Raw genomic sequence first — 6,325 nt, 5'->3', positions numbered from 1 at the left:
CGCCCCGGGGGGGGGGCGCGGGGGCGGGGGGGGGCCGGGGTCGCCGGCCCCGCGCTGGGCCCCCCCCCCCTGCCGGGGGGGGGGCGGCCCCGTCCGGGGGGCCCGCCCCCGCCGGCATGAGGGGGGTGTGGTTCAGGCGGCTTCGGGCTGCTTGCCGTCGTGCAGGGCGATCGCGCGCTGCATCGCCTTGCGGGCACGCGGGGTGTCGCGGGCGTCGTGATAGGCGACGGCCAGACGGAACCAGGTGCGCCAGTCGTCGGGGGCGTCCTCCGTCTCGGCCTTGCGCTGGGCGAAGACCTCGTCGGCCGAGTCCCGGTCGATGCGCCCACTGGGGGTGCGCCGCAGTTCGTCGACGGGCAGACCGCCCTCGGCGTCCAGTTCGGCGGCGAGTTGGCCTGCCTTGCGGGCGAACTGGGTGTTCTTCCACAGGAACCACAGGCCGATGACCGGCAGGATCAGCACGGCGACACCGAAGGTGACGGTGAGGGGCGTGCCGGTCTCGATGAGCAGGACACCGCGGCTGCCGACCAGGACGAAGTAGACGACCAGGACGGCGGCGGTGAGGGCGTAGGTGAGCTTCGCGCGCATGACGGTCAGGGGCTCAGTTCAGGTCCAGGAAGTGTTCCAGGCCGAAGGTCAGGCCCGGAGTGCTCACCACGCGGCGGGCGCCGAGCAGGATGCCCGGCATGAAGCTGCTGTGGTGGAGCGAGTCGTGCCGGACCGTGAGGGTCTCGCCCTCGGCGCCGAGCAGGACCTCCTGGTGTGCGAGCAGGCCGCGCAGCCGGACGGCGTGGACCGGGACGCCGTCGACGTCGGCGCCGCGGGCACCGTCGAGGGCGGTGGTCGTGGCGTCGGGGGCCGGAGCGGTGCCGGCGGCGCGGCGGGCCTCGGCGATGAGCTGGGCGGTGCGGGTGGCGGTGCCGGAGGGGGCGTCCACCTTGTTCGGGTGGTGCAGCTCGACGACCTCGACGGATTCGAAGTAGGGGGCGGCGAGCTGCGCGAACTTCATGGTGAGGACGGCCCCGATGGAGAAGTTCGGCGCGATGAGCACACCCGTGTCCGGGGAGGCGGACAGCCGGCCGTTCAGCTGCGCGAGGCGCTCGTCGGTCCAGCCGGTGGTGCCGACGACCGCGTGGATGCCGTGGCCGACGCAGAAGTCGAGGTTGGCCATGACCGAGTCGGGCGTGGTCAGTTCGACCGCGACCTGGGCGCCGGATTCGGTCAGCGTCTCCAGCTTGTCGCCCCGGCCGAGGGCGGCGACCAGTTCCATGTCCTCGGCGGCCTCGACGGCCCGGACGGCTTCCGAGCCGATCCGGCCCTTGGCGCCGAGGACCGCCACGCGCAGCTTGCTCATCTCTTGTGCTTCCTTCACCAGGGGATGGTCAGGCGACGGCGTCGTGCAGCCGGGCCGCCTGCTTGTCCTTCAGCGGGCCGATGACCGACAGGGAGGGCCGCCGTCCCAGGATCTCTCGGGCTACCTCACGGACGTCGTCCGGGGTGACCGACGCTATACGGGACAGCATGTCGTCGACGGACATCTGCTCGCCCCAGCACAGCTCGCTCTTGCCGATACGGTTCATCAGCGCGCCGGTGTCCTCCAGGCCGAGGACCGTGGACCCCTGGAGCTGGCCGATCGCCCGCCCTATCTCGTCGTCGGACAGGCCGTGCTCGGCGACGTGGTCGAGTTCGTCGCGGCAGATCTTCAGCACGTCGTGCACCTGCGACGGGCGGCAGCCCGCGTAGACGCCGAACAGGCCGCAGTCGGCGAAGCCCGAGGTGTACGAGTACACGCTGTAGGCCAGGCCGCGCTTCTCGCGGACCTCCTGGAAGAGCCGGGAGGACATGCCGCCGCCGAGGGCGGTGTTCAGCACGCCGAGGGCCCAGCGCCGCTCGTCCGTGCGGGACAGGCCCGGCATGCCGAGCACGACATGCGCCTGCTCGGTCTTGCGGTCGACCAGCTCGACGCGGCCCGCGGTGCGCAGGGCCCGCTTGCCGCTGCGCGGGGCGACGGGGTCGGCGGCGAGATCCTTGAAGGCACCGGCCTTGTCGAAGGCGGCGCGGACCTGCCGTACGACCTTGGCGTGGTCGATGTTGCCGGCGCAGGCGACGACCAGGTGGGTGGGGTCGTAGTGCTTCTTGTAGAAGCGGCGGATGCGGTCGGCGGTGAGGGCATTGACCGTGTCGACCGTGCCGAGGACCGGGCGGCCGAGGGCGTTGTCGCCGAACATCGTGTGCGCGAACAGGTCGTGCACGCAGTCGCCCGGGTCGTCCTCGGTCATGGCGATCTCCTCGAGGATGGCGCCGCGCTCGACGTCGACGTCCTCCTCGCGGATGAGCGAGCCGGTCAGCATGTCGCAGACGACGTCGATGGCCAGCGGCAGGTCGCTGTCGAGCACGCGTGCGTAGTAGCACGTGTACTCCTTCGCCGTGAACGCGTTCATCTCGCCGCCGACCGCGTCCAGCGCGGAGGAGATGTCCAGGGCGGACCTGCGGCCGGTGCCCTTGAAGAGCAGGTGCTCCAGGTAGTGCGTGGCGCCGTTCAGCGCCGGGGTCTCGTCGCGGGAGCCGACGTGCGCCCAGATGCCGAAGGTCGCGGAGCGGACCGAGGGCAGGGTTTCGGTGACGATGCGCAGGCCGCCGGGGAGGGTGGTCTTGCGGACCGTGCCGATGCCGTTCTCGCCCTTGATGAGGGTTTGGGTACGGGCGACGGCCCGCGCCTCCGAGGAGGTGCGGGCCGTCGCCTGGAAACCGCGGGACGTCACTGGTCGCCGTCGTCCTTCTGCTCGTCGCCGTCTTCGCCCTCGATGACCGGGATCAGGGAGAGCTTGCCGCGGGAGTCGATCTCGGCGATCTCGACCTGGACCTTGGCGCCCACGCCGAGCACGTCCTCGACGTTCTCCACGCGCTTGCCGCCGGCGAGCTTGCGGATCTGCGAGATGTGCAGCAGACCGTCCTTGCCCGGGAGCAGCGACACGAACGCGCCGAAGGTGGTCGTCTTCACGACCGTGCCCAGGTAGCGCTCGCCGACCTCCGGCATGGTCGGGTTGGCGATGCCGTTGATCGTGGTGCGGGCGGCCTCGGCGGACGGTCCGTCGACCGCGCCGATGTAGATCGTGCCGTCGTCCTCGATCGTGATGTCGGCGCCGGTGTCCTCCTGGATCTGGTTGATCATCTTGCCCTTGGGGCCGATGACCTCACCGATCTTGTCCACGGGGATCTTGACGGTGATGATCCGCGGGGCGTTCGGGGACATCTCGTCCGGCGTGTCGATCGCTTCCATCATCACGTCGAGGATGTGGAGGCGGGCGTCACGGGCCTGCTTGAGGGCCGCGGCCAGGACGGAGGCCGGGATGCCGTCCAGCTTGGTGTCGAGCTGGAGGGCGGTCACGAACTCCTTCGTGCCGGCGACCTTGAAGTCCATGTCGCCGAAGGCGTCCTCCGCACCGAGGATGTCGGTGAGGGTGACGTAGTGCGTCTCGCCCTCGATCTCCTGGGAGATCAGGCCCATGGCGATACCGGCGACGGGGGCCTTCAGCGGCACACCGGCGTTCAGCAGCGACATGGTGGAGGCGCAGACCGAGCCCATGGACGTCGAGCCGTTGGAGCTCAGCGCCTCGGAGACCTGGCGGATCGCGTAGGGGAACTCCTCGCGCGTCGGCAGGACCGGCACGAGGGCGCGCTCGGCGAGGGCGCCGTGGCCGATCTCGCGGCGCTTCGGGGAGCCGACGCGGCCGGTCTCACCGGTGGAGTACGGCGGGAAGTTGTAGTTGTGCATGTAGCGCTTGCGGGTCACCGGGGAGAGGGTGTCCAGCTGCTGCTCCATGCGGAGCATGTTCAGGGTGGTGACGCCCAGGATCTGGGTCTCGCCACGCTCGAACACCGCGGAGCCGTGGACCCGCGGGATGGCCTCGACCTCGGCGGCCAGGGTGCGGATGTCGGTGACACCGCGGCCGTCGATGCGCTTCTTCTCCTTGATGACGCGCTCACGGACCAGGGTCTTGGTCAGCGAGCGGTACGCGGCGGAGATCTCCTTCTCGCGGCCCTCGAACTCCGGGAGGAGCTTCTCGGCGGCCAGGCCCTTGACGCGGTCCAGCTCGGCCTCGCGCTCCTGCTTGCCGGCGATGGTGAGCGCCTGGGCGAGCTCGGGCTTGACGGCGGCGGTGAGCGCCTCCAGGACGTCGTCCTGGTAGTCGAGGAAGATCGGGAACTCGCCGGTCGGCTTGGCGGCCTTGGCGGCGAGGTCCGACTGGGCCTTGCAGAGCACCTTGATGAAGGGCTTCGCGGCGTCCAGACCGGCGGCGACGACCTCCTCGGTCGGCGCCTCGGCGCCGCCCTCGACCAGCTTGATGGTCTTCTCGGTGGCCTCGGCCTCGACCATCATGATCGCGACGTCGCCGTCCTCCAGGGTGCGGCCCGCGACGACCATGTCGAAGACGGCGTCCTCGAGCTCGGTGTGCGTCGGGAAGGCCACCCACTGGCCGTTGATCAGCGCGACGCGGACGCCGCCGATCGGGCCGGAGAAGGGCAGGCCGGCCAGCTGCGTGGACGCGGACGCGGCGTTGATCGCCACGACGTCGTACAGGTGGTCGGGGTTGAGCGCCATGATCGTGGCGACGACCTGGATCTCGTTGCGCAGGCCCTTCTTGAAGGACGGGCGCAGCGGGCGGTCGATCAGGCGGCAGGTGAGGATCGCGTCCTCGGAGGGACGGCCCTCGCGGCGGAAGAAGCTGCCGGGGATCTTGCCGGCGGCGTACATCCGCTCCTCGACGTCCACCGTGAGGGGGAAGAAGTCGAGCTGGTCCTTGGGGTTCTTGGAGGCGGTGGTGGCCGACAGCACCATGGTGTCGTCGTCCAGGTACGCCACGGCGGAGCCGGCGGCCTGCTTGGCCAGGCGGCCCGTCTCGAAGCGGATGGTGCGGGTACCGAAGGCGCCATTGTCGATGACGGCCTCGGCGTAGTGGGTCTCGTTCTCCACTAGCGTTATCTCCTCGTCTTCGTCCCGCCGCTGCCCGTGTGGCAGGGGGACGGTTGCGGAGAAGCGCTCCGGGCTGTGCGGGCCGGTCTTCGATCGAAGCACCCGGGGCTCGCTTTCCCCCGGGGGCCACTACCGAGGACCGGCGGCGGCTAGGTGCGCCTCTCCTCTTCTTGTCGTGCTGTGTCGTCCGTATTGCGTTGTGCTACCACACTACAAAGCAGTGGTGACACTCCGCACGTACAGCAAAGGGAGCGGTCCCCTTTCCTTCGGGAACCGCTCCCCTCACGGCGTCTTACTTGGCGCCCGCCGCACCGCGGCGGATGCCGAGGCGGTCGACCAGCGCGCGGAAGCGCTGGATGTCCTTCTTCGCCAGGTACTGGAGAAGGCGGCGACGCTGACCCACCAGAATCAGCAGGCCACGGCGGGAGTGGTGGTCGTGCTTGTGGGTCTTGAGGTGCTCGGTCAGGTCCGAGATGCGGCGCGAGAGCATGGCGACCTGGACCTCGGGGGAGCCGGTGTCGCCCTCCTTCTGGCCGAACTCGCTGATGATCTGCTTCTTCGTAGCGGCGTCGAGCGGCACGCGTACTCCTCGTAGTCTGTGATGGCCACCGAGTGCCCCCGGTCTGTGTCTCGGGGGAGCTTCCATGACTCGGAAGGCGGGGATCCGCTGGGCGCGGCCTCCAGAGCGGTGAGCTCCGGGGGTGCGTACACAAACGGCCGTCGACCAGCGTACCAGGCGGCCGGGGTCCTCTTTGCCCTGGTCTTTCGAACCCCCCGGCCGGAGCGGAGGGGGCCACTAGGGTGAGCGGATTCGGATCGTTCGTACGTCGGGAAGGGGTCGCTGCGGCATGGCGGAGACGGCTGAGGAGATCAAGGCACGCAAGGAGCGGGAGCGGGACGAGCTCTACGCCCTCGACATCTCCGGTGTCGAGTGGCACAGCGCGCCGGGCACCGAGGGGCACGAGGAGCGGGTCGAGATCGCCTACCTGCCCGAGGGTGCCGTGGCGATGCGGTCGTCGCTGGACCCGGAGACGGTGCTGCGCTACACGGAGGCGGAGTGGCGGGCGTTCGTGCTGGGGGCCCGGGACGGAGAGTTCGATCTTGAGCCGGGGGCGCACGACGGGGGGCTCGAAGCCGGGCGGTAGGCAGCACGGTGGACGACGAGGGGTGAGCCGGTGAACGGCCGCCCCTCTTCGCATGTCTCTTGCGCCGCAAGGCGCCTGCTTCCTCCTGGCCTCAAAACGACTGCCTGGCAAGGTCGTTCACGGATCTTCACGCTTATTGCCCTGTTTGTTCACCAAAGTGCGTGCCGTATACGTCACTTCCGGGCACCTTCTGGGCAGCTTGTGA

The 6,325-nt window shown here is 70.0% G+C and carries 6 protein-coding genes; 1 reads left to right on the top strand and 5 read right to left on the bottom strand.

The window, feature by feature from the left end:
- Positions 1-132 precede the first annotated feature (132 nt).
- The 5 genes from ACIRDU_RS27210 to rpsO all read right to left on the bottom strand — a co-directional run bounded on the left by ACIRDU_RS27210 (position 133) and on the right by rpsO (position 5,555).
- Positions 133-588, bottom strand: a complete 456-nt coding sequence (locus ACIRDU_RS27210) for a hypothetical protein (RefSeq protein WP_403583810.1) — start codon at positions 586-588, stop codon at positions 133-135.
- A 13-nt stretch (positions 589-601) separates the two neighbouring features.
- Positions 602-1,354, bottom strand: coding sequence for a 4-hydroxy-tetrahydrodipicolinate reductase (gene dapB / locus ACIRDU_RS27205; protein ID WP_403583808.1), 753 nt, complete (start codon positions 1,352-1,354; stop codon positions 602-604).
- A 28-nt stretch (positions 1,355-1,382) separates the two neighbouring features.
- Positions 1,383-2,762, bottom strand: coding sequence for a M16 family metallopeptidase (locus tag ACIRDU_RS27200; RefSeq protein WP_403583806.1), 1,380 nt, complete (start codon positions 2,760-2,762; stop codon positions 1,383-1,385).
- Positions 2,759-4,975: a polyribonucleotide nucleotidyltransferase gene (locus tag ACIRDU_RS27195; RefSeq protein ID WP_403583804.1), complete on the bottom strand. Its 2,217-nt coding sequence runs from the start codon at positions 4,973-4,975 to the stop codon at positions 2,759-2,761. The genes ACIRDU_RS27200 and ACIRDU_RS27195 overlap by 4 nt, the downstream gene beginning before the upstream one ends.
- A 292-nt stretch (positions 4,976-5,267) precedes the next feature.
- Positions 5,268-5,555, bottom strand: a complete 288-nt coding sequence (gene rpsO / locus ACIRDU_RS27190; RefSeq protein WP_015657483.1) for a 30S ribosomal protein S15 — start codon at positions 5,553-5,555, stop codon at positions 5,268-5,270.
- 268 nt (positions 5,556-5,823) lie between these two features.
- On the opposite strand from rpsO, the gene ACIRDU_RS27185 reads away from it, so the two are divergent.
- Positions 5,824-6,120 (top strand): DUF397 domain-containing protein, encoded by a 297-nt coding sequence (locus tag ACIRDU_RS27185; RefSeq protein ID WP_403583801.1) that lies wholly within the window; start codon positions 5,824-5,826, stop codon positions 6,118-6,120.
- The last annotated feature ends 205 nt before the right edge of the window (positions 6,121-6,325 follow it).

Source organism: Streptomyces sp. NPDC093598, from assembly GCF_044764825.1.
Classification (GTDB): domain Bacteria; phylum Actinomycetota; class Actinomycetes; order Streptomycetales; family Streptomycetaceae; genus Streptomyces.
This window is presented reverse-complemented; position numbering and strand designations above follow the sequence as displayed.